This window comes from Bifidobacterium mongoliense DSM 21395, from assembly GCF_000741285.1.
GTDB classification, from domain to species: domain Bacteria; phylum Actinomycetota; class Actinomycetes; order Actinomycetales; family Bifidobacteriaceae; genus Bifidobacterium; species Bifidobacterium mongoliense.
Map to the genome: position 1 here is coordinate 290,959 of NZ_JGZE01000001.1, position 21,621 is coordinate 312,579.

Genomic DNA, 21,621 nt, shown 5'->3' on the forward strand with positions numbered 1-21,621 from the left:
ATGCATATCAGTGAGAAAGCTGGTTCACCAGTGAGAGACAATAATCCTGATTCCCCGCAGGGAACCGCCATCGTGGCATCATCAGTGGTGTCATCGATGCCCGGATCCGTGTCGCACGAGGATGCGCACGACGCCTACGGGTTCCGTGAGGCATGCCGGCACGGAGATATTTGGACCTACCTGAGCTTCGTCGTCCTCGGTCTGGGCAACGTCATGCGCGGCCAGATCGTCAAGGGCCTGTGCTGGCTGCTCGTCGAGGCCGCGTTCATCGCCTTCATGATCGTCGGCGGCGTGCCGAGCATCGTCGGGCTGTGGCATCTCGATACCGGAGGCAAGCTCGTCAACGTCATTCAGGACGGGTTCTCGGTGGCGACGACCACGGCGCCGTCCTACGTCATGCTGCTCTACGGCATGGCCAGTCTGTTCATCGTGGTCATGTTCGTCGCGTTCTGGTGGTTCGCGGTTCGTTCCGCGTACCGCGCGCAAGTGCTTGCCAAGCGCAACGGCACAGCCCCGTCGATAGTCGAGGATCTGCGCGATCTCACCGATCGCAAGGCGCAGAACTCCCTCATGTCGTTGCCAGTCCTGGGCATCCTCGTATTCACCGTGATGCCGCTGGTCTACATGATATCGATGGCCTTCACCGGGTATGGCCCCAACGGCAACCCCAACTACGTGAGCACCTTCGGCTGGGTCGGCCTGCGTAATTTCAAGACCCTGTTCTCCAATCAGAGCGGGTTGAGCGTCAACCTGCATCTTTTCATCCAAGTCGCCATATGGACGTTGGTCTGGGCGTTCTTCGCCACGTTCCTCAACTATTTCCTGGGCATGTTCATCGCCATGCTCATCAACCGTCCGGGCATCAGATTCAAGGGGTTCTGGCGTTCGGTGTTCGCCATGTCCATCGCGGTGCCGCAATTCGTGTCGTTGCTGGTCATGAACCTCATGCTCGGCCAATCCGGCATCGTCAACAACCTGCTGATGAACGCGCACTGGATCTCGTCGCCCCTGCCGTTCTGGTCGAATCCGATGTGGGCCCGCATCACCGTCATCGTCATCAACCTGTGGATCGGCATTCCGTTCACCATCATGCAGGTGACCGGCATCCTGCAGAACATCCCGGCTGAGCTGTACGAGGCAGCCCGCGTCGACGGGGCCAACGCCTGGCAGCTGTTCCGCAGTGTGACGATGCCCTACATGTTCTTCGTCATGACGCCGTATCTCATCACGACCTTCGTGGGGAACGTCAATAATTTCAACGTCATCTATCTGCTCACCGGTGGCGGCCCGACCCCGACCGGACAATCCGCGGGGGCGACCGACCTGCTGATCACCTGGATCTACTCGCTGTCGATCGACAAGGGGAACTATTCGATGGCCTCGGTCATCGGCATCTTCACGTTCATCGTCCTGGCCGTCATTTCGCTGGTCACGTATCGCAGCTCGGCTTCATACAAGAACGAGGGAGGATTCCAGTAACATGCGCAAGTCAACTTCCGGCGTGGGCGCCACGCATTCCTATACCCGCCGTCGGCTCGGCGATGCGGCCACGTATGTGTTCCTGACCGTGGCCGGCATCATCTGGCTGATTCCCATCTTCTGGATATTCATGGAATCGTTCAACGCCTTTCCGGGTCCATACAGCGACGGGTTCATCCCCTCGCATTACACCCTGCGCAACTATGTGCAGCTGTGGACCGACAACTCCCAGCTCGCCTTCGGCCAGATGTACGTCCGGACCTTCGTGGTCGCCGTCTTCACCTGCCTGATCTCGACGGCGTTCGTGCTTGCCGTCTCGTATTCCCTGAGTCGGCTGAGGTTCAGCTTCCGCACGAAATTCATGAACATCGTGCTGGTGCTGGGCATGTTCCCCGGCATCATGGTGGTCGCGGCGCTGTATTACATCCTCAAGACCATGGGACTGACCGCCTCCGGCCTGCCGATCATCATCGGCCTGATCGTGGTGTATTCGGCCGGTTCGGGCGCCGGGTTCTTCGTCATGAAGGGATACATGGACACGATTCCCATGTCCCTGGACGAGGCCGCGACCCTGGACGGCTGCACGAAATGGCAGATCTTCACCAAGATCATCCTGCCCGTGGCCCGGCCGATGGTGGTGTATCAGGTCATCACCTCGTTCCTCAGCCCGTGGTTGGACTTCGTGCTGGCCAAGGCCGTGACGCGAACCCAGAACAACTTCACCGTGGCGCTGGGCCTGTGGCAGATGATCCAGGGACAAGGGTGGCTGACGCAATGGTATGCCCGGTTCGCGGCGGGGGCGGTCTGCGTCTCGGTGCCGATCGCCATCCTGTTCATGATCATGCAGCGGTTCTACACCGAGTCGATGTCCGGTTCGGTCAAGGGATGATGCCTGACGCCTCCGTCCGGCAACGGGCTAGGCCGATGGCATGATGCGCATGCAGACACCATCCGGCGACCGATACCACGCTCGCGAGGGCGAGGGGAGTGTCACGGCGAAGGCCGGGACACATGGTCTGTCCAACCTGCGGGTGAAGATCATCGGCTACGTGTTCATCGTGGTGGGCCTGTTCGGTTCGGCGATGCTCATCCCGTCCCTTGGCGTCGATGTGCGTCGCGCCTCGACCGGGTCCATGGCCGTCGCTCTGCTGTTCGAGGCGGCCTCCTGGTGCGCGGTGCCGCTGTTCGCCTGGCTCAACGTCGAGGCGGTGCGGCACACCTCGCATATCGGACGGTACGTGCTGCGGCTCCTGGCGCTTGCCGTCATCTGCGAAGTGCCGTATGACCTATCCACCAGCGGCAGCGTGGTGGATGTTCGTTCGCAGAATCCCGTCTGGGCCCTATGCATCAGCACGATCGTGCTGTGGATCTGCCGGCGCTATGCCGGCAGGCGCGACGCCGCGTCGTGGATCGTGCGCACCGCGGTGGTCCTGGCCGCCGGTCTCGATATGTACCTGTTCCACATCTACGTACGACAGACGCTTTTCCAGGGCGGAGTGCTCCTGCTCGGCTTCGCGTTGATCTTCTACGCACTCGGCGCACACGAGAATACGATGATGCTCGCGGGCGTCGCCTGGGGCATGAGCGGGCTGCTCCCGCCATCCATCGGCATGGTCGTGCTGCACTACCGCAACGGCACCCTGGGGTATCCACGGGATCGTCGGCACCGGTGGATCACCTGGTGCTTCTATGCGTTGTACCCCGGAGTGCTCCTCATCTTCGCTCTGGCGCGGCTTGCGATGTAGCACCGCCGCTCCGGATGCGCCGCCGCTGCGCACCCTCAGCATGCCGTGCCCGGGGGAGACCGGCGAACGTATTCGAGACGAACCCTAGCATTCCCGCCTCACTTCTGTTAGGTTGGCTCTGTACTTTCCCAATGAATGGAGGCTGCTTACCGTGGTGGACCAACTCACACCCGACGCCGCGTCCGACATGGAGATGAGTCAGTATGTCACTGACCGCACCCGTGTCAACGAGGATAAGATCAAGCGGGACGACGAGATCATCGAGCAGTTCGGCGAATACGGCTATGGCTGGCATGATTCCGACGCCGCCGGCGAGGCCGCGAAGAAGGGCATCGACGAGGACGTGGTCCGCGCCATATCGGCCGACAAGGGCGAACCCCAGTGGATGCTCGATTTCCGGCTCAAAGGCTATCGCGCTTTCCTCGACCAGCCGATGCCGGACTGGGGCGTGGATCTGTCGGAATTCCACGCCGAGGATTTCAAGTACTACGTCAAGCCCCTGAACAAGCAGGCGGCGACGTGGGAGGACCTGCCCGACGACATCCGCACGACCTACGACCGGCTGGGCATCCCCGAGGCCGAGAAGAAGCGCTTGGTCTCCGGCGTGGCGGCGCAGTACGAATCCGAGGTCATCTACAACTCCATCCGCTCCGACCTCAAGGAGCAGGGCGTCATCTTCGTGGACACCGACACCGCGGTGCGCGAATACCCCGAACTCGTGAAGAAGTACTTCGCCACCGTGATCCCGGCCGATGACAACAAGTTCGCGGCGCTCAACACCGCCGCCTGGTCGGGCGGTTCGTTCGTCTACGTCCCCAAGGGCGTGCACGTCGACATTCCGTTGCAGGCATACTTCCGCATCAACACCCCGAACATGGGGCAGTTCGAGCGCACGCTGATCATCGCGGACGAAGGCTCGTACGTGCATTACGTCGAAGGCTGCACGGCCCCCATCTATGCGACCGATTCCCTGCATGCGGCCAACGTCGAGATCGTCGTGGAGAAGCACGCCCGCGTGCGCTACACGACGGTGCAGAACTGGTCGACCAACGTGTACAATCTGGTGACCCAGCGCGCCTACGTGCGTGAGGGCGGCACCATGGAGTGGATCGACGGCAACATCGGGTCCAAGGCCACGATGAAGTACCCCTCGTGCATCCTCGCCGAGCCCTATGCCAAGGCCGAGACCATGTCCCTGGGCTTCGCCGGCGAAGGCCAGTATCAGGACACCGGCGCCAAGATGATCCATCTCGCGCCCCACACCAGCTCCACCATCGTGTCCAAGTCGATCTCCCGTATGGGAGGCCGCGCGGCTTACCGCGGGCTGGTCAAGGTCATCAAGGGCGCCAAGGGGTCGAGCTCCTCCGTCGTCTGCGACGCGCTGTTGGTCGACGAGTACTCGCGTTCGGACACCTATCCGCATGTGGATGTGCGTGAGGACGACGTGTCGATGGCCCACGAGGCCACCGTCTCCAAGGTCTCCGAGGACCAGCTGTTCTACCTCATGAGCCGTGGCCTGGAGGAGAAGGAGGCCATGGGCATGATCGTGCGCGGTTTCGTCGAGCCGATCAGCCGTGAGCTGCCCATGGAGTACGCGTTGGAGCTCAATCGTCTTGTCGAACTGCAAATGGAAGGATCGGTGGGCTGAACCGATGTCGCAGCAAGAAGTGAGGGTCCCAGTAGCGGATCCGAAGAATCCCTATGCCATGCCGGCGGCCATGCCGTCGAGCGTGGATCGACAGCCGCGTTCCTTCGACGTGGATGATTTCACCGTGCCCCGGCCCAAGGACCCCGACTGGCGCTTTACGCCGATCGCACGCATGGAGGAGTTCTTCCAGGTCTTCCAGGCCAGCGCGGCGACCACCGTCACGGTGAGCAACATCGACGGCACGGCCGTGGACCCGGAGCGGGTCCGTGTCGGTGATGTCGAGATGGGTGCCGAACCGACAGGTACGGTGCTCGCCCCAAGCGATCGTGCGGCCGTCGTGCAGTGGCACAGCGCCCGGCATGCGGTGACGGTCGCCATGTCCGGCGAACTCGACCAACCGGTCCTCGTCAAGATCCACGGCAACGGACTTGATCTCGACGCCGTGCATCTGGTCATCACCGCGGCAGCGGACACCCATGCCGACATCGTCGTGGAGCACGACGGGCTGGCGCGTCTGGCCGAAGGCGTCGAGATATCCACCGGCCGGCACAGCCAGGTCTCCACGACCTTCATCCAGGAGTGGGAACAAGGTTCGAAGCACGTGGGCAACCAACGCATCCATGTCGGTGAAGGCGCCTCGTTGCGTCATTCCGTCGTGACTCTAGGTGGCGACGTCGTGCGCATCCGTATGGATCAGGACTTCGGCGGCGAGGAGGGCGACCTCAACATGCTCGGCATCTACTTCGTGGATCCCGGCGAGCATATCGAGCATCGCACCATGGTGGTCCACAACCACCCCGCATGCAAGTCACGCGTCGTGTACAAGGGCGCCCTCGACGGCAAGGGCGCGCACGCCACTTGGGTCGGCAACGCACTCATCGAACCGAACGCACCCGGCACCGACTCCTACGAACTCAACCGCAACCTCGTGCTCACGCCCGGGGCCGTGGCCGACTCCGAGCCGAATCTGGAGATCGAGAACGGCGACATCGTGGGCGCCGGCCATGCCAGCTCGGTGGGTCGGTTCGATGACGAGGAGCTGTTCTACCTGCAGTCCCGGGGCATCCCCGAGATCGAGGCGCGCAAGCTCGTCGTACGCGGATTCTTCGGCGAACTCGTCGAGGAGATCGGCGTGCCCGCCATATCCGGTCACCTCATGAAGGTGATCGACCGCCGCCTGTCGCGCGGAGAGAATGAAGCCATGCAGCATGTACTGGAGGAGAAGTAACGATGTCGACATTGGAAATCAAGGATCTCTACGCTTCGGTGGAGACCAAAGAAGGACGCAAGCAGATCCTCAAGGGCGCGAACCTCGTCGTCAATTCGAACGAGACGCACGCCATCATGGGGCCCAACGGCTCGGGTAAATCCACGCTGGCGTACACGCTGGCCGGCCACCCCAAGTACATCGTCGACTCCGGTCAGGCCCTGCTCGACGGCAAGGACCTGCTCACCATGACGCCCGACGAGCGCGCCCGCACGGGCCTGTTCCTGGCCATGCAGTACCCGGTCGAGGTTCCCGGCGTGTCCATGACCAACTTCCTGCGCACCTCGAAGACCGAAGTCGACGGCAAGGCTCCGGCCCTGCGGCAGTGGTCCAAGGAACTGAACTCCGCCATGAAGCGGCTGCGCATGGATGCGAAGTTCGCGTCCCGTTCCGTCAACGAAGGCTTCTCCGGCGGCGAGAAGAAGCGTGCCGAAGTACTGCAGCTCGAGCTGCTCAAGCCCAAGTTCGCGGTGCTTGACGAGACCGATTCCGGTCTGGACGTGGACGCGCTGCGCATCGTCTCCGAAGGCGTCAACCGCGCCAAGGAGAACACCGGCCTGGGGCTGCTGCTCATCACGCACTACACCCGCATCCTCAAGTACATCAAGCCCGACGTCGTCCATGTCTTCGCGGGCGGCAAATTCGTCAAGACGGGTGGGCCGGAACTCGCGGACGAACTCGAGGCCACCGGCTACGACCAGTACCTGCCGGAGGGCGCCAACTCCGAATCCGCGTTGGCGTAACGGGGGTATCGGCTTATGGACGATTTCGAGACGATACGGGAGCAGTTCCCGATCCTGCATCAACGCATCCACGGACATCCGCTGGTGTATCTCGATTCGGCGGCGACCTCGCAGAAACCGGACGCCGTGATCGAATCCGAGCGGCGGTTCTACGAGACCATCAACGCCGGCGTCCATCGTGGCGCCCATGAGCTCGCCGCGCGCAGCACGGTCGCATTCGAGGATGCCCGCGCCAAGGTCGCACGTCTCGTGGGTGCCGACGCCGAGCCGGACCATGAGGAGATCGTCGTGACCTCAGGGGCCACGGCCGCGTTGAACCTGCTGGCCACGGCCTTCGGCAATGCCTCGCAAGGCCGTGGGGGAGACGCCGCGCGTCGTTTCGCGTTGGGTCCCGGCGACGGCATCGTCGTCTCCGAAGCCGAACACCATTCGGTGCTGCTGCCCTTCCAGGAGCTTGCGGCACGCACCGGCGCCGACCTCACGTGGTTCGGCCTGCACGAGGACGGGCGCATCCGTACCGAGGACGCCGACGAGGTCATCACGCCACGCACGAAAGTCGTGGCCATCACGCACGTTTCGAATGTGACGGGAGCGATCACCGACATCGCCCCCGTGGTCAGGCGCGCCCACGAGGTCGGAGCACTGGTCGTCCTCGATGCCTGCCAGTCGGTGCCTCATCTGCCTGTTGATCTGCATGCGCTCGGTGTCGACTTCGCGGCATGGAGCGCACACAAGATGTACGGCCCTACGGGTGCAGGCTTCCTCTATGGGCGTCGAGAGTTGCTGGAGGCCCTGCCGCCGGCGAATTTCGGGGGATCCATGGTAGAACTCGCGTGGATGGACCGACCGGCCCAGTACATGGCCCCGCCTGCCCGCTTCGAGGCTGGCACGCAGCCGGTCGCCCAGGTGATCGCCTCCGGCGCGGCCGCGGATTGGATGCGCGGCATCGGCATGGACCGGATCGCGCGGCACGAGCGGGCGAATGCAGCCGTACTGCTGGGGCTCAATGACATCGATGGCGTACGTGTGCTCGGACCGACCGATACGACGGATCGCATCGGCACCGTCTCGTTCGACGTGGACGGCGTGCATCCCCACGATGTGGGCCAGTTCCTCGACGCCCGCGGCATTGCGGTGCGCGTGGGGCATCACTGCGCGCAGCCCGTGCACCGGCACTTCGGACTCTTCGCCTCCAACAGGGCGTCCTGCGGGGTGTACACGACGACGGACGAGGCCCGGGCGCTGCTTGAGGCCGTAGCCAAGGTAAGGGACTTCTTCAAGGCATAGACATGAACGATTTCGATATGAGCGACCAGGCCCTCGAGCAGATGTACCAGGAGGTGATCCTCGACGCCTCGCGGCACCCGCACGGGCGGACGTCGCTGACGCCGGATGCCGCGGAGGCCGGCGCCGCGACCGGCACGAGTACCGTGCTCGCCTCCCATGCATCCTGCAGCGCCGGGCGGTCCCATCAGTTCAATCCGACGTGCGGCGACGAGGTGACCGTCCACGTCGAGGTCGGCCACGAGGAGCCGAGGCGGATCGAGCGTCTGGTCTGGGATGGCCAGGGCTGTTCGATCTCCCAGGCGAGCCTGTCGATGATGACCGACATGGTCAACGGGCAAACGGTCGATGACGCCATGGCGTCATTCGCCGTGTTCCGACGCCTCATGCAGTCACGAGGGGCGGGGTTGGACGACGACAAGGACAACGACATCCTCGGCGACGCAACGGCATTCCAAGGGGTGTCCCGCTATCCCATGCGCATCAAGTGCGCGCTGCTCGGCTGGGAGGGTCTCAAGGATTCCCTGGCCAATGCGCTTGCGCAGGACGGTGCGACCATGGGTGGATCGAACGACGCCGGACGGGGCAAGACCCCGCCGGACAATGCCGCCGGGGCAACCGACAATCAGACAAGCGACAATCAGGTAACCGACAACGCGGCTAGCGACAGCGAGGCATGAGATGAGCACGAACGACAATCTGGTACCGGAACCGCAATCCTCGATCTTCGACTCCGTGAACAAGGCCGTGGGCGACAGCAAGACCGCGCGGCAGATCTTCGCCAATCCGCAGCTCGCAGGCACGCTGTCGGAACCGAACGCCTCGTCCGACGTGGCACCGGGGAGCAGTGTGTCCGGCCTCACGGGCCCGGACGCCCATGAGGAGGGCGGGATACCGATCAAGGCCGTCGATGACATCGGGCGGGCGACCGCCGAGGACGTCAAGGAGGCCCTGCATCAGGTCATCGACCCCGAGCTGGGCATCGACGTCGTCGATCTGGGGCTCGTCTACGGCATCGAGATCGACGAGCAGGGCCGTGCCATCATCGCCATGACCCTCACCACGCCGACGTGCCCGCTGACCGAACTGCTTGAGGATGAATGCGCCAGCACCTTGGCGGGATTGGTCGAGGAGTTCCGCATCGACTGGACGTGGGACCCGATATGGACGGTTGACATGATCACGCCCGACGGACGCGAACAGCTGGCCGCCATCGGCTTCAATCTCGAGAACATGCCGAAGTACTGAACCGTGCGCGCATGATCCGCTGCGGCGCATGATGGCGCTGCAGTTGACCGGCATGCCGCCCGATATGCGGTGACCCCCGATATCCGTTGATATCGGGGGTCACCGCTATGTGGCACTCCATCACCGGGTGCGCGCAGACCGATCAGTCATCGACGATCGTGCTCTTGGGGACCACCGTGATGCCATCGGGGGTCACGGTGAAACCGCGTGCCAGATCGTGCTCGGTGTCGATGCCGACAGTCGAGTTCTCGGTGAGCACGACGTTCTTGTCCAAAATCGCCTTGTAGACGCGCGCGCGGCGGTTGACCACGACGTTGTCGAACAGCACCGAATCCACGACCTGAGCCCAGGAGTGGATGCGAACGTTGGGGGAGAGGACCGAGTGGTGCACCTCGCCACCCGAGACGATGACGCCGTTGGAGACGATCGAATCGGTGGCGTGCCCCAGACGGTCACGCCCGGCGTGGACGAACTTGGCCGGGGGCAGATTGCCGGACATGGTGTAAATCGGCCATTCCTGGTTGTACAGGTTGAACTCGGGAGTATAGGCGATGAGGTCCATATGGGCGTCGTAGAACTGCTTGATGGTCCCTACATCACGCCAATAGGCGTGATCGGTGGGCGTCGAGCCGGGGACCTCGTTCGAGTTGAAGTCGTAGACGCCGGCCTCGTGCCGTGCGGCGAAGTAGGGGGCGATGTCGCCGCCCATGTCGTGCTTGGTGTTGTCCGACTTCCCGTCGATCGCCAGCGCCGCGAAGAGCGCATCCGTATTCGCCACGTAATTGCCCATCGAGGCCAGGATCTGGTCCGGGGAACCGGGAAGCCCGTCGGTCGTCTTGGGCTTCTCCTTGAACGTGCGGATCATGTCGGGATGCTCCGGATCCACGTCGACGACCCCGAACTGATCCGATTGCGACAACGGCTGTCGGATGCCGGCGACCGTGAATTCGGCACCCGAATCGATGTGCTGCTGCACCATCTGGCCGAAGTCCATGCGGTAGACATGATCCGCCCCCACGATCACCACGATGTCGGGACGTTCGTCCTCGATGATGTTCACCGTCTGGTAGATCGCATCCGCGGAGCCCAGGTACCAGTGCTTGCCGAGCCGCTGCTGTGCGGGGACGGGGGATACGTATTGGTTCATCAACGGGGAGAACCGCCAGACGCGGGAGATGTGCCGGTCGAGGGAATGCGATTTGTATTGGGTGAGCACCACGATCTTGGAATACCCGGAATTGACCAGATTGCTCAGCGGGAAATCGACCAGCCGGAACACTCCGCCGAACGGCACCGCGGGCTTGGCGCGATCTCTGGTCAGGGGCATGAGACGGGTCCCCTCGCCGCCTGCAAGCACGATTGACAATATCTTGGGGGTCTTCTTCGCCATCGGAACTCCTCTCTGTAGAGCGTCTTACGACACCGTATGGTCACCACGTCCCGCTTCGTCGCGGACCGTCGCTATGACCATGATGGCACAGAATCAGCGACACGCAAGGTGCGACACCTGGCCGGGCGAGGTTCGCCGCCCCCCCCGGTCCTCCGTCCGACTGCATACGTATGCAGTCGGACGCCCGGCACCACAGGGGTCCGCGCCCCCTCGCATCCACCGGGCGCGCAGGATGCGCCCGGGGTCAGTTCAGGCGTGTCGCATAGAAGGCCACGGCGCTCGAAGCGGCGACGTTGAGGCTGTCCACATCGTGGCTCATGGGGATCTTCACCGTGAGGTCGGCATGGGCGATCGTGTGATGCGACAGGCCATCGCCTTCGGTGCCGAAGATCATGGCGAGGCGCTCGATGTGCCCATCGGCATCGGGTGCGGTGCGCAACCGGCGCACCAGGTCGTCCAGGGATACGGAATCGTCGTCAAGGGCCATGGCCGCTGTGGTGAAGCCCAGGCCGTGCAGCAGCGCAATGCCCGTGCGCGCCCAATCGTGGTCATGCTCCTGGCCGATGCGCGTCCAGGGGATCTGGAACACGGTGCCCATTGACACGCGTGCGGCGCGTCGGTACAGCGGATCGCCGCATGAGGGTGTGACCAGCACCGCATCGACGTCGAGGGCGGCGGCGGATCGCATCAGCGCGCCGACGTTGGTGTGATCCACGATGTTCTCCATGATGGCCACACGCCGCGCGCCCGCGCAGACCTGCGCCACCGAGGGCAGGGGCCAGCGCCGCATGGCGCTCAACGCGCCGCGATGCAAACGATATCCGGTCAGCGATTTCAGTTGCGACGACGTGGCGACGTACACCGGTATGTCCGGCCCCCAGCGATGCTCGATCCGCTCGAACATGGGTGCCATTCCGGGCAGCCAGGATTCCTCGACCAACAAGGACAGGGGTTCGCGATCGGCGGCCAGGGCCCGTTCGATCACCTTGGGCGATTCCGCGATGAATAATCCCCGTTCCGGCTCCAGGCGGTTGCGCAGCTGCAGTTCGGTGAGATTCGTATACGCCGCCACACGGTCGTCCTCGATCGACGCGATACGTATGAACTGCATGACGGCATTCCTTCCATATAGGCACGGGACTTCGGCGGCAGGGGCGGGACACCCGCCCGCCCACCGGACCGGCGGGTGTCCCAAGATACGACAAAGCCCCTTGGAACAAGGGGCTTTGTCGACAATCTCTGTAGTGTCCGGAACGGGAGTTGAACCCGTACGCCTGTATAAATTAGGCACTAGCACCTCAAGCTAGCGCGTCTACCATTCCGCCACCCGGACAGGTCGCTTTTGCACAACGTGTAGAACTATAGCACCTTCCGCGGGTCGGCAACACGGTGTGTCGTGCGCCTGCGCGTCGCCGGCCCGTTTCTCACCGCCACGTGTAGCCTTGGGACCATGACCGACCCCCTGTTCATGCTGGATACCAGCCATGAGGACACCCCGCTCAACACCGACGAACTGCATACCGGCTGGCGGTTGACGTTGCCTCGTTCCGTACGTCGCCATGCCCTGCAGGCCATGCGCCTCAAACCGGGTGACCGCCTGCAGCTCAGCGACGGGGTGGGCCTGCGGGTCCATGCCGAGATCCAGGACGTCGATGCGGGCACGGCGTCCGTCACCGGGGTGGGGCGCGAGCCGGGACCGGTGACCCGTTTGGCGCTCGTCCAGGCGCTGGCGAAGACGGGTCACGACGAACAGGCCATCGACATGGCCACGCAGATCGGCGTCGATGAGGTGGTGCCATGGCAATCCGCACGCTCCATCGCCAAATGGAAACAGGGTCGCAGTGAGCGTCGGTGGCACGACACCCTCGTCGCCGCCGCGGAGCAGTCCCGGCGCGCGTGGCTGCCCTCACTGGGCGAATGCGTGAACGGCACGGGGTTGATCGCGATCTGCCGTAGGGCGAGCGTGCACGGCGACCTGGTCATCGTGCTCCATCAGGACGCTCCTACGCCGTGGGATGAGATTGAGGATCATATCACCGCGTTGACCTCCCGATGCCTTGATGATGGTCGAGAACGGACCATCAGCGTGGTGGTGGGCCCTGAGGGCGGCATCGGCGATGAGGAGATCGACGCCCTGCGTGATGCCGGGGCCCTCACCTGTGTGCTCGGCTCGAACATCCTGCGGGCGGGGGTGGCCGGGCCGGTGGCCCTATCCCTGTTGTCCAGGAGCTTGGGGCGGTTCGCCTGAGCCCCGTTCGGCCCCTCCCGTGTTTATCCGTGAGGGGCAATACCATGGAGTGGACAGAGGATTTCAACGAGAGATAAGGGAAGGGGCACGATGAGCGCATCCGACAACTGCCTATTCTGCGGCATTGCGGCGGGGACCATCCCCAGTGAGAAGGTCTACGAGGACGAGACGACGGTCGCCTTCAAGGACATCCATCCCAAAGCGAAGGTCCATGTGCTCGTCATACCCCGACATCATTATCGGGATGTCGCCGAGCTGGCGCAGGAGGATCCCGCCGAGCTCGCGCATATCGTCGGGATCGCGCAGCATATCGCCGATGAGCGATTCCACGGAGCGTACCGACTCGAATTCAATACCGGAGAGGATGCGGGCCAGTCGGTCTTCCACGTCCACGCCCACGTCCTCACGGGCGAAGTCATGGCCGAATAGAGGATCCGTGGCCACCACAACACGAACCATCACCGTTCCCGAGGAACTCGATCCGGTCGCCGTCTTCGGCCCGGTCGACGAGGTCATCAGGGAGATCGAACAAGCCTTTCCGGAGTTGAGCTTTGTCGTACGCGGCAACCGCGTGGCGATTCTGTCACGCTCGAAGCACACCGAATCTGACGCCTCAAAGGCGCAGAACCTCATCGAGACCGTGATACGGGCCGCCTATAGCGCCCCCATCGACGCGGAAACGGTGCGTCGGATGCTCGAACGCGACGTGCTGCGCAACCATGTGCGTGCGACGTCGCTTCCTCGCCCGTCTGCCCCATCCCCAGCACAGCGCAGGGGTGAGCGCAGGGTGGCCGGAGGTTCGGCTTACGAACGCGACTCCCGACGCCCGGACGAGTCGCGGCGCGGTTCGGAATCGGCCGACGCGGCGGCCGGTGCGGCAGGGGTGCCGATGCGGGCGCTCCCGAGAGACGCCACCCAGGGAGCCGACGGCGAGGACCTGGGCTCCAAGCCTCGCGTACCCGGCGTGATCACCTTCGCCTCAGGCACTCCCATCAGGCCCAAAACGGCCGGCCAGATCACCTATGTGCAGGCGATTTCGACCCACACCATCACTTTCGGCATCGGCCCCGCCGGCACCGGCAAGACCTATCTTGCGGTGGCCAAGGCGGTGCGGGCGTTCCGCGACCAGCGGGTTCGCCACATCATTCTCACCCGCCCTGCCGTCGAGGCGGGGGAGAGCCTCGGCTTCCTGCCCGGTACGCTCAACGACAAGGTCGACCCGTATCTGCGGCCCCTCTACGACGCGTTGGGCGATATGCTCGGTGTCGCGCAGATGCGCAAGTACATGGAGGACGGCACCATCGAGGTCGCCCCGCTGGCGTACATGCGCGGCCGCACGCTCAACGACGCCTTCGTCATCCTCGACGAGGCGCAGAACGCCACCGAGCAGCAGATGAAGATGTTCCTCACCCGGCTGGGCTTCAACACCACGATGGTCATCACGGGTGACATCACGCAGATCGACATCGCCGTGCCGCAGTCCGGTCTGGCGACGATTGAACGCATCCTCGGCGGACTGGACGACATCGCCTTCGTCCATCTCGACGCCGGCGATGTCGTGCGGCACGCCTTGGTCGGCGCCATCGTCGAAGCCTATGACCGTCACACGCAGAGGGTCATGCGGCGCAAGGAAGGCAACGACCGCAACGGACAGCGAGGGGCCGCGCTATGAGCGTCGAGGTGACCAACGAAACCGTCTGGAACATCGATGCCAAGGCATTCTCGGAATTGGGATTGTGGGTGATGGACCAGATGCGGGTGAGCACCCAGTCCGATCTCACCGTCCTGTTCGTGGACCCCGATCCCATCGCCCATCTGCACGAGCATTGGATGAACCTCGAGGGACCGACCGACGTGATGAGCTTCCCCATGGACGAACTGCGGCCGGGGGACGGCGACACCGTCATGGAGGGCGTGCTGGGCGACATCGTGATCTGCCCCTGGGTCGCGGCGCAGCAGGCGGCGGCCGCCGGCCACAGCACCATGCAGGAGATGCTGCTGCTCACCATCCATGGCACGTTGCATCTGCTCGGATACGATCACACGACACCGCAGCAGGAGCAGCAGATGTTCGGGCTGCAACGCCAACTGCTGCTGACGTTCATGGCCATACGCAGCACTTCGATCCCCGCCGCCTCGCTTCCCGCGGGGTCGCGCGACGCCCTGTCGGTCTACGATCGAGCGCACGCCGGGAATACCCACAACGCCTAATGGGATATATTCCGATGCCCCTCGGTTGTGGACGACACACACGCGGGGGAGCGATCACGATCGTATGCCGACGGTCGCGCCGGTCGGGAAGCGCCGGATGGGGAAACGGTGGAGGGTCCGTCCGTGACTCCCTGCGCGGCGCACGACCCGGCAACTGCTGAGACCTGAAACCCGGCAATCCCGGTATGATGTGAATGGGAATCACCAATGATATGGAGAAGTGGAGCATTGTGGCAATGGATCCGATGACCGTGGCGCTTGTCATCCTGCTTGTGGTAGTGGCCCTGGCCCTGGTGGGCCTGTCGCTGGCGATGGCGGCCGCCGAAGGGGCGGTGTCGCGCGTCACGAGGGCAAGCCTCAACAATCTGATCTTCGACGTGCAGACCGATACGCAGACCAGTCAATTCATTCATATGAAGAAAATCGACCGCATCCACAAGGTGCAGCGGCTAATCGCCGACCGTTTCGCCACCTCGGGGTCATGCGCCTTCTTCCGCATCGCATGCAACGTGCTCGACGGTGTCTTCGTCTCATCCATCGTCTCGCTGTTCGAGGCGCCCCTATGGGCGGAATTAACCAGCGGCTTCGTCTTCGCCGTCGTGGTTGCGGTGATCTCCGTCCTGGTCCGCCCCCGTGCCACAGGGGCCTCCAAACCGGTCGATATCATGCTTCGCCATGCGACGCTGGTCACCGTGGCCGTGGCGCTCACTCCCTTCGCCAGGGCGGGCGGACGACAGTCGTCGAAGCGCAGGCAGGGCGGTCCCTCCCTCTCCGATGACGAGGAGCTCGAGAAGATACAGCTGGAACAGGGTCGATCGATGATCGACAGGCTTGTGGAATCGAACGGTTTCGATCCCGAGGTCTCGGAGATGATGCGCAACGTCCTGACGCTGTCCGAAACGCTCACCCGCGAGATCATGGTCCCGCGCACCGACATGATCTGCATCGAACGGGATGACTCGCTCGAGGACCTCCTCAAGCTGTGCACGCGTTCCGGTTTCTCACGCATACCGGTGGTGGGGGCCAGCGTCGACGACCTCGTCGGCATCGCCTACCTCAAGGACGCCGTGCGTGCCACGGCCTTCAACCTCGCCGCGAAGGACAGGACGGTCGACACGATCTGCCGCGAGCCCATGCTGGTGCCGGAGTCCAAACCCGTCGATGACCTGTTCCACGTCATGCAGCGCACGCGGCAGCATGTGGCGATGGTGGTCGACGAATACGGCGGCATCGCCGGTCTGGTGACGATCGAAGACGCCATCGAGCAGATCGTCGGCGAACTCGAAGACGAGCATGACCACACGCAACACACCGCGCCCGTACAGGATGGCGAGCATGTCTGGCGCATGCCCGCACGCACGCCGATAGCGGACCTCGAGGAACTGTTCGAAGTCGACATCGACGAGGACGACGTCGACACGGTGTACGGTCTGCTCACGAAATTGCTCGGCCAGGTTCCTCTGGTCGGCATGAGCGCGGTCACGCGCGGCCTCAGGTTGACCGCCGTCGATTCGGCGGGTCGGCGCAAGAAGGTGTCGACCATACTCGTCGAACCCGCGCATCCCGGGGAACGACACGATGACGGCACGAAGCGGCCCGATGGCGGCACCGATGCGACGCACGGTGCGGACGACCCGGAACAGAGCCGTCACGAACACATCACACATCAGCAGGAGCAGGCATGAACGATACGACACCGACCACGACGCAGGAATACCGTTCTGGATTCGTCGCCGTCGTGGGACGACCGAATGTGGGCAAGTCCACGCTCATCAACGCCCTGATCGGCACGCAGGTGGCGATCGCGTCATCCCGTCCCGAAACCACCCGTAAGGCCATTCGCGGCATCCTGACCACACCGCACGCCCAGATGGTGTTGCTCGACACGCCTGGAATCCACCGGCCCCGCACCCTCCTTGGGCAACGGCTGAACGACGTGGTGGATGAATCGCTCAGCGAGGTGGATGGCATCGCGTTCCTGCTCCCCGCGGACCAGGAGATCGGCGCGGGGGACCGCAGGATCCTCAGCCGGCTGCGTTCCCAGTTCTGGAAAGGTCCGTGGCCCCACGACGGCGGAGAAACGGCTGACCGGGACGCCACGGGCACGTCATCGCATGGCGATGCTCAGGCGGCAGCCAAGAGCGAGCAGCAGGGGAGGTGGAGCATTCCCGTCGTCGCGATCGTGACGAAGATCGATACTCTGTCGCGCCCCAAACTCGTGGCCAAACTCATCGAAATCGATACGTTCGCGAACTTCACCGCCATGGTTCCCGTGAGCGCGCTGGAGGACGACAACCTCACCGAGGTGCGCGACGTGTTGCTGGGGAACCTGCCCGAAGGCCCGCAGATGTACCCGGAGGACCAGGTGTCGGAGGAGCGTCCCGGTGATCAGATCGCCGAACTCGTGCGCGGCGCGTTCCTCGAGGAGCTCGACGACGAGCTGCCCCACTCCCTGGCGGTGGTCGTCGACGACATCGAATCACCACGGGATCGCACCCAGGCGGGACTGGCGGATGACGGCAAAACCCACGTCATGGTCTCAATCTACGTGGAACGCGATTCCCAGAAGCCGATCATCATCGGCCACCGAGCCGAGCATCTGGTGCAGGTCAAGAAGAAGCTCCGCACGGCGGTGAACCGCATCGTAGGGGCCAAGGCGAAGCTGGAACTGCATGTCAAGGTGGCGAAGGAATGGCAGTCGGATCCCAAGCAACTCGAACGGCTGGGATTCTGAACCGGTCGGATTCCAAGGTCTTGGGATTGTAGAGGTTTCGGATTCCGGCCGTCCGTGATTTCACGCGCTTGGGATGCCGAACGACTTTCAATCAGCTGCGTGAGATACGAGAAGACCCGCGGTTTCGGGGATGTAATCTTCGGAACCGCGGGTCTTCTTATATCTTCGGTCTATCTTCGTCGCGTACCGGGTTTATCGGCGCTTCGTGTACATCCGCGTGGCCAGCAGCGACGCGTAACGCTTGATGACCTTGGGGCGGATCACCTTCATGGAGGCGGTCATGAGGCCGTTCTCCTGGGTGAACTCCTCGGGGAGCAGGATGAACTTGCGTACGGACTCCGCACGGGAGACGCCCTCGTTCGCCTTGTCGACGTACTGCTGCACGGCGGCGCGTACCGCCGCGTTATCGACGGCCTGATCCATGGGCATGTCGTGATCGAGACCTTGCGCGTCGAGCCACAGGCGCAACGACTCCTCATCAAGGGTGATCAGTGCGGAGATGAACGGACGCTTATCGCCGAGGACCAGGGCCTGCGAAACCAACGGGCACCGTTGGATGACCTCCTCGATCGGGCCGGGTGCGACGTTCTTGCCGCCCGCGGTGATGATGAGGTCCTTCTTGCGCCCCGTGATGTACAGGAAGCCGTCGTACCCGAGTTTGCCCAGGTCTCCGGTCGCATACCACCCGTCGGGCGTGAAGGCCGTCTCCGTGGCCTCCTCGTTCTTGTGGTACCGGGAGAAGACCCCCGCGCCAAGGACCTGAATCTCACCGTCCTTCGCGACCCGGACGCTGAATCCGGGGAACGGGATACCTACGGAACCCTCATGGAACGGTGTGCCCAACGGGTTGAAAGCGCATGGTGCCGTCGTTTCGGTCAGGCCGTACCCCTCGTAGACGGGGATGCCGGCACCGCGGTAGAAAGCGAGGAGATCGGGGTCGAGCGGGGCTCCGCCGGTCACGATCCACTTGGCTCTGCCACCCAGTACGTCGCGCAACGAACGGTATACCACGGGATCGAAGGCGGCCCGACGCATGCGGGACAGGGACCGCGCGCTGCCGTTGCAGCTGAGTTCCTTCATGTACCGCTGCGCTCCGACGACGGCCGCGGCGAACGCCATGCCCTTGATGCCGTTCCCCGCCTTCTGCGAGGCGGCGTTGTAGATCTTCTCCAGGACTCGGGGGACCACGATCATGACGGTGGGTCGGGCGACCTGGAGATCCGTGATGAGGCTCGAGATGCCTTGGGCGATGTAGATGCGCAGCTCGCTGCAGGCCACGATGTAGTTGATCGCCCTGGCGAAGGTATGCGCCTGAGGCAGGAAGAGCAAGACGCTGCCGTTCTTGTCCTTGAGCAGGTCGGGAAGATAGTCGCACAGGTTCACGGCGTCCGTGCAGTAGTGGCCGTGGGTCATCTCGACGCCCTTCGGCGCCGCCGTCGAACCGGATGTGTAGATGATGGAGCACAGGTCGCTCGCCTTGATCGCATCGATGCGCTCGTCGAGCACGGCGTCGCTCACGCCGCTGCCATATGCCGTGAGCTCGTCGAGGGCCCCCGTCTCGATGCACATGATGCGTTCAAGCGTGGGGCAATCCTCGACGGCCCCGTCGGCCTTCTCGCGCATATCGGTGGTCTGGACGATCAACAGCCGGGCATCGGAATTGTCGACGATGTTGCGGATCTGTTCGGCGGAATCCGTGTCGTAGATGGTCGCAAGCACCCCGCCGCACGCCATGACGGCCGCATCGGTGACATTCCATTCGTAGGAGGTACGGCACATGAAGGCGACGCCGTCCCCCTTGGCCAGTCCGTAGTGCAGCAGCCCCTTGGCCACGGCCCTGACGTCGGCGAGGAATTCGTTGGCGGTCTTGGTGACCCATGACCCGCCGACCTGATACGTGTACAACGGATCGTCACCGCGCCGTTGCGCGCGTGCGGCATAGAGATCGTAGATCGACATACCGTCGTCGATGGCGTCGGCACCCGGCGTCGAACTCGTCAGGAGGCCGGACTTGTCATCGATGAATGTCGTGGTCGGGAACCCCGCACCCCAGTCGTCGGTATGCGGCAGATCACCCTGTCCATCATCGCCTGTGGCTTCGGGACCGGGGTAATCGGGCTCACCGGGATTGCCGTCGCTGGTGGGATGGACGAAACCGGCACCCAGACGCAACGCCTTCCATGTGAGGTTCATCGCCTTTTCTTCAAACGATTTCGTTACGGACACTGGGCGCTCCTTCGGCCTGCGACAATTATCTACTCAGTCCTCACATACTAATCGCTCGCAAGGCCCGCGTCACCTTACGCAACCGTAATGCATCCGTCGCCGCGACCTTGGAAGACGTCCGTCATGGCCTACGGCGCTGAGGCTGGCAAGCTGCGGATGGCGGGACACGAATCGGTTTGAGGGCGGCACCAGCACCCGCCCGCCCGCCAAGGGACTCTCGTGTACTGGCATCCTTCACAGGCATCCTTCACAGGCATCCTTCCGGTGGCGCACATGAGTGGCGCCTGCCACAGGCACCTACCGCAAGCGTCTACCACAGGCAGCGGCTGAGGAAATCCCGGACCGCCGTCCAATAGGTCCGAGGATCGGCCTCCTGGCACTCGCCGTGGATGGCGTCGGCCACGAACAGCCGTTCCTTGATATCGGCCGTACATGCCGCGAACAAGCGGTCGGCGTCGCGTGGGTCGACGACATGATCCCGCCCCGCCGTAATGAACAGCGTGGGGATGCGGCTGCCTCGTAAGGCCTTCAGGCAATCGACCGCCCGCAGATCGTATCCCGCCCGACGACGACACAGCGCGTTGGCCAGGCACGCCGAAGCCCGAGCCGGCACCGCGGGCAACCTCCGGCCCCGACGTATCGAGAAGATCAACTGATCGTAGGCGTTGGCGAACCCTGACTCGACGATGATGCCGGAAACCACGCCACGGGGCAGCAGCCGAGCCTGCCGGCAGGCCATCATCGCGGTTACGGCGCCCACCGAGATGCCATGCAACACGACATGCGCCTGCGGGTCGTGCACCAGCACCTCGGCGATCCAGGCGATCACATCGCCGCTCTCCCGAAGCCCCATGCCGCGGTACCGGCTTTGCACGCCGCCGTCGCCACGCGATTGGGGCACCAACACATTGGCTCCCATCCGGGCGAAACGGTGGGCCGTCGCGGCCGCCTGACGACCGGTGCGCAGTTCGTCGGGGCAACAGATCACATATCGGTGCGCCGGGGGATCGGCCATGTCCGGGTCCAACATGACCGCATGAAGCCTCGTCCCCGGGCGCCTGACCACGGAGACGTGCCGGCAGGTGAGATGAAACCAACGTTCGTCCCCGTCGGCTTTGCGTTCCGATGCGTGACCGGAGACCCGACCACGTTCGGGAGTCGGGTGAATCTCCACCATGGAGCGCAACGCATCCAGACCGACGGTGGCCACGGTGGCCATGGCGACTACGGATGCCGCGCCCACGGCGAACAGCGTCGTCGTCACGATGCCCGACAACACGGAGTGGTGTGCCACATCCCGGGAGGATTCCCGGGCGAGCGAAACGCCGCCTGTCGTGTGCCGGCCAGATCCGCCGTGATGCCCGTCCATGACGCTTCCTTCCCCGAAGACATGCCCCG

At 63.7% G+C, this 21,621-nt stretch carries 17 protein-coding genes, 1 tRNA gene and 2 pseudogenes; 15 read left to right on the plus strand and 5 right to left on the minus strand.

Annotated elements, in window-relative coordinates; genetic code table 11:
• Positions 1–96 precede the first annotated feature (96 nt).
• The 9 genes and pseudogenes from BMON_RS01255 to BMON_RS10620 form a co-directional block, all read left to right on the plus strand.
• The gene (locus BMON_RS01255; protein WP_033510972.1) at positions 97–1,479 is read left to right on the plus strand and encodes a carbohydrate ABC transporter permease; all 1,383 of its coding nucleotides are present in this window, start codon (positions 97–99) and stop codon (positions 1,477–1,479) included.
• 1 nt (position 1,480) lies between these two features.
• Positions 1,481–2,368 (plus strand): sugar ABC transporter permease, encoded by an 888-nt coding sequence (locus tag BMON_RS01260; RefSeq protein WP_033510970.1) that lies wholly within the window; start codon positions 1,481–1,483, stop codon positions 2,366–2,368.
• A 40-nt stretch (positions 2,369–2,408) separates the two neighbouring features.
• The gene (locus tag BMON_RS01265) at positions 2,409–3,224 is read left to right on the plus strand and encodes a TraX family protein (protein ID WP_081882736.1); all 816 of its coding nucleotides are present in this window, start codon (positions 2,409–2,411) and stop codon (positions 3,222–3,224) included.
• Between the two features lie 187 nt (positions 3,225–3,411).
• Positions 3,412–4,872 carry a Fe-S cluster assembly protein SufB gene (gene sufB / locus BMON_RS01270; protein ID WP_081882748.1) on the plus strand — a complete coding sequence of 487 codons (1,461 nt, stop codon included), beginning with the start codon at positions 3,412–3,414 and terminating at the stop codon, positions 4,870–4,872.
• A 4-nt stretch (positions 4,873–4,876) separates the two neighbouring features.
• On the plus strand, positions 4,877–6,100 hold the full coding sequence (gene sufD / locus BMON_RS01275) for a Fe-S cluster assembly protein SufD (RefSeq protein WP_033510968.1): 1,224 nt from the start codon (positions 4,877–4,879) through the stop codon (positions 6,098–6,100).
• Positions 6,101–6,102: 2 nt separating this feature from the next.
• Positions 6,103–6,882, plus strand: a complete 780-nt coding sequence (sufC, locus tag BMON_RS01280) for a Fe-S cluster assembly ATPase SufC (RefSeq protein ID WP_033510966.1) — start codon at positions 6,103–6,105, stop codon at positions 6,880–6,882.
• A gap of 15 nt (positions 6,883–6,897) precedes the next feature.
• A complete protein-coding gene (locus tag BMON_RS01285) occupies positions 6,898–8,169 on the plus strand; it encodes a SufS family cysteine desulfurase (protein ID WP_033510964.1) in 1,272 nt (423 codons plus the stop codon).
• Positions 8,170–8,171: 2 nt separating this feature from the next.
• Positions 8,172–8,708: pseudogene (gene sufU / locus BMON_RS01290) on the plus strand (Fe-S cluster assembly sulfur transfer protein SufU); the annotation flags it as partial.
• A gap of 346 nt (positions 8,709–9,054) precedes the next feature.
• Positions 9,055–9,414 (plus strand): annotated as a pseudogene (locus BMON_RS10620) (metal-sulfur cluster assembly factor); the annotation flags it as partial.
• Between the two features lie 142 nt (positions 9,415–9,556).
• Here the strand turns inward: BMON_RS10620 and glgC are convergent.
• From glgC to BMON_RS01310, 3 genes are all read right to left on the minus strand, one after another.
• Entirely contained in the window at positions 9,557–10,804 is a 1,248-nt protein-coding gene (glgC, locus tag BMON_RS01300) for a glucose-1-phosphate adenylyltransferase (protein ID WP_033510961.1), read from the minus strand.
• A gap of 244 nt (positions 10,805–11,048) precedes the next feature.
• Positions 11,049–11,915 carry a TrmH family RNA methyltransferase gene (locus BMON_RS01305; RefSeq protein WP_033510960.1) on the minus strand — a complete coding sequence of 289 codons (867 nt, stop codon included), beginning with the start codon at positions 11,913–11,915 and terminating at the stop codon, positions 11,049–11,051.
• 134 nt (positions 11,916–12,049) lie between these two features.
• Positions 12,050–12,137, minus strand: a tRNA-Leu gene (locus BMON_RS01310).
• A gap of 117 nt (positions 12,138–12,254) precedes the next feature.
• Between BMON_RS01310 and BMON_RS01315 the strand changes: the two genes are divergently transcribed.
• The 6 genes from BMON_RS01315 (at position 12,255) to BMON_RS01340 (ending at position 17,997) form a co-directional block, all read left to right on the plus strand.
• Positions 12,255–13,052, plus strand: a complete 798-nt coding sequence (locus BMON_RS01315) for a 16S rRNA (uracil(1498)-N(3))-methyltransferase (RefSeq protein WP_033510959.1) — start codon at positions 12,255–12,257, stop codon at positions 13,050–13,052.
• A 90-nt stretch (positions 13,053–13,142) separates the two neighbouring features.
• Complete coding sequence (locus BMON_RS01320; protein ID WP_033510958.1) at positions 13,143–13,481, plus strand: histidine triad nucleotide-binding protein; 339 nt, start codon at positions 13,143–13,145, stop codon at positions 13,479–13,481.
• Positions 13,482–13,488: 7 nt separating this feature from the next.
• The gene (locus tag BMON_RS01325) at positions 13,489–14,724 is read left to right on the plus strand and encodes a PhoH family protein (protein ID WP_033510957.1); all 1,236 of its coding nucleotides are present in this window, start codon (positions 13,489–13,491) and stop codon (positions 14,722–14,724) included.
• A complete protein-coding gene (gene ybeY, locus BMON_RS01330; RefSeq protein ID WP_033510955.1) occupies positions 14,721–15,263 on the plus strand; it encodes an rRNA maturation RNase YbeY in 543 nt (180 codons plus the stop codon). The genes BMON_RS01325 and ybeY overlap by 4 nt, the downstream gene beginning before the upstream one ends.
• Before the next feature lie 236 nt (positions 15,264–15,499).
• Entirely contained in the window at positions 15,500–16,948 is a 1,449-nt protein-coding gene (locus tag BMON_RS01335; RefSeq protein ID WP_033510953.1) for a hemolysin family protein, read from the plus strand.
• Positions 16,945–17,997 (plus strand): GTPase Era, encoded by a 1,053-nt coding sequence (locus BMON_RS01340; RefSeq protein ID WP_033510951.1) that lies wholly within the window; start codon positions 16,945–16,947, stop codon positions 17,995–17,997. Before BMON_RS01335 ends, BMON_RS01340 begins: the two co-directional genes overlap by 4 nt.
• A 192-nt stretch (positions 17,998–18,189) precedes the next feature.
• Here BMON_RS01340 and BMON_RS01345 read toward each other — a convergent pair whose 3' ends face one another.
• Positions 18,190–20,223, minus strand: coding sequence for an AMP-dependent synthetase/ligase (locus BMON_RS01345; RefSeq protein WP_033510949.1), 2,034 nt, complete (start codon positions 20,221–20,223; stop codon positions 18,190–18,192).
• Positions 20,224–20,533: 310 nt separating this feature from the next.
• On the minus strand, positions 20,534–21,592 hold the full coding sequence (locus BMON_RS01350) for an alpha/beta hydrolase (protein WP_051917713.1): 1,059 nt from the start codon (positions 21,590–21,592) through the stop codon (positions 20,534–20,536).
• Between the last annotated feature and the right edge of the window lie 29 nt (positions 21,593–21,621).

What these genes read in the sequence shown, in the direction of transcription:
- BMON_RS01315 (WP_033510959.1), top strand. Translation starts at nt 12,255, where the DNA reads ATGACCGACCCCCTGTTCATGCTGGATACCAGCCATGAGGACACCCCG.
- BMON_RS01285 (WP_033510964.1), top strand. Translation starts at nt 6,898, where the DNA reads ATGGACGATTTCGAGACGATACGGGAGCAGTTCCCGATCCTGCATCAA.
- sufD (WP_033510968.1), top strand. Translation starts at nt 4,877, where the DNA reads ATGTCGCAGCAAGAAGTGAGGGTCCCAGTAGCGGATCCGAAGAATCCC.
- BMON_RS01340 (WP_033510951.1), top strand. Translation starts at nt 16,945, where the DNA reads ATGAACGATACGACACCGACCACGACGCAGGAATACCGTTCTGGATTC.
- BMON_RS01335 (WP_033510953.1), top strand. Translation starts at nt 15,500, where the DNA reads ATGGATCCGATGACCGTGGCGCTTGTCATCCTGCTTGTGGTAGTGGCC.
- BMON_RS01305 (WP_033510960.1), bottom strand. Translation starts at nt 11,915, where the DNA reads ATGCAGTTCATACGTATCGCGTCGATCGAGGACGACCGTGTGGCGGCG.
- ybeY (WP_033510955.1), top strand. Translation starts at nt 14,721, where the DNA reads ATGAGCGTCGAGGTGACCAACGAAACCGTCTGGAACATCGATGCCAAG.
- BMON_RS01265 (WP_081882736.1), top strand. Translation starts at nt 2,409, where the DNA reads ATGATGCGCATGCAGACACCATCCGGCGACCGATACCACGCTCGCGAG.
- BMON_RS01255 (WP_033510972.1), top strand. Translation starts at nt 97, where the DNA reads ATGCCCGGATCCGTGTCGCACGAGGATGCGCACGACGCCTACGGGTTC.
- BMON_RS01350 (WP_051917713.1), bottom strand. Translation starts at nt 21,592, where the DNA reads ATGGACGGGCATCACGGCGGATCTGGCCGGCACACGACAGGCGGCGTT.
- sufB (WP_081882748.1), top strand. Translation starts at nt 3,412, where the DNA reads ATGGAGATGAGTCAGTATGTCACTGACCGCACCCGTGTCAACGAGGAT.
- glgC (WP_033510961.1), bottom strand. Translation starts at nt 10,804, where the DNA reads ATGGCGAAGAAGACCCCCAAGATATTGTCAATCGTGCTTGCAGGCGGC.
- sufC (WP_033510966.1), top strand. Translation starts at nt 6,103, where the DNA reads ATGTCGACATTGGAAATCAAGGATCTCTACGCTTCGGTGGAGACCAAA.
- BMON_RS01260 (WP_033510970.1), top strand. Translation starts at nt 1,481, where the DNA reads ATGCGCAAGTCAACTTCCGGCGTGGGCGCCACGCATTCCTATACCCGC.
- BMON_RS01320 (WP_033510958.1), top strand. Translation starts at nt 13,143, where the DNA reads ATGAGCGCATCCGACAACTGCCTATTCTGCGGCATTGCGGCGGGGACC.